Origin of the sequence: Gottschalkia purinilytica, from assembly GCF_001190785.1 — a bacterium.
Taxonomy (GTDB): domain Bacteria; phylum Bacillota; class Clostridia; order Tissierellales; family Gottschalkiaceae; genus Gottschalkia_A; species Gottschalkia_A purinilytica.
In genome coordinates this window covers 1-1,204 of sequence record NZ_LGSS01000054.1, presented here as the reverse complement: position 1 = coordinate 1,204, position 1,204 = coordinate 1, and the positions used below count along the sequence as shown (strand labels likewise).

At 49.1% G+C, this 1,204-nt stretch carries 2 rRNA genes; both read right to left on the bottom strand.

The features are described from left to right. A 23S ribosomal RNA gene (locus tag CLPU_RS16285) occupies positions 1-359 on the bottom strand; the annotation flags it as partial. A 126-nt stretch (positions 360-485) separates the two neighbouring features. Beyond that, a 16S ribosomal RNA gene (locus CLPU_RS16280) occupies positions 486-1,204 on the bottom strand; the annotation flags it as partial.

Here is a 1,204-nt window from a genome sequence, read left to right as displayed (position 1 = left end):
TGGTGGAGCTTTCCAACTCTCTTCGACTACAATAGCCTCTCCTTTTATGCTATGTCCTCAACCCCTGTAAAATTGCTTTTACAGGTTTGGGCTCTTTCCCTTTCGCTCGCCGCTACTTAGGAAATCGATGTTTCTTTCTCTTCCTCAGGGTACTTAGATGTTTCAGTTCCCCTGGTTTACCTTCACTTACCTATGTATTTAGTAAGTGATACCTAAGGTTTACCTTAGGTGGGTTTCCCCATTCGGATATCTACGGATCAATGTCTACTTGCGACTCCCCGTAGCGTTTCGGCGCTTATCCCGTCCTTCTTCGGCTCCTGGTGCCAAGGCATTCACCCTATGCTCTTAATAACTTGACCAGTTGAAATTGTAGTAGCTATTTCTAGCTTACTACGTAGTATTTTTTTCGCTGTGTAGTTTTCAAGGTACAAACTTTTGAGAGTTTGAACTCTCAAAATTAAATAGTGAAAAGCAATTCTCCTTAGAAAGGAGGTGATCCAGCCGCACCTTCCGATACGGCTACCTTGTTACGACTTCACCCCAATCATCAATCCCACCTTCGACGGCTGCCTCCTTACGGTTAGCTCACCGGCTTCGGGTGTTATCGACTCTCATGGTGTGACGGGCGGTGTGTACAAGACCCGGGAACGTATTCACCGCAGCATTCTGATCTGCGATTACTAGCAACTCCGGCTTCATGTAGGCGAGTTTCAGCCTACAATCCGAACTGGGATCGGCTTATTGGGATTTGCTCCACCTCACGGCTTCGCTCCCCGTTGTACCGACCATTGTAGCACGTGTGTAGCCCAAGACATAAGGGGCATGATGATTTGACGTCATCCCCACCTTCCTCCGGTTTGTCACCGGCAGTCCCTCTAGAGTGCTCAACTTAAATGTTAGCAACTAAAGGCAAGGGTTGCGCTCGTTGCGGGACTTAACCCAACATCTCACGACACGAGCTGACGACAACCATGCACCACCTGTCACCTCTGTCTCCGAAGAGAAAGGACTATCTCTAGTCCGGTCAGAGGGATGTCAAGTCTTGGTAAGGTTCTTCGCGTTGCGTCGAATTAAACCACATGCTCCGCTGCTTGTGCGGGTCCCCGTCAATTCCTTTGAGTTTCAGTCTTGCGACCGTACTCCCCAGGCGGAGTGCTTAATGTGTTAACTTCGGCACTGAGGTTCGACCCCCAACACCTAGCAC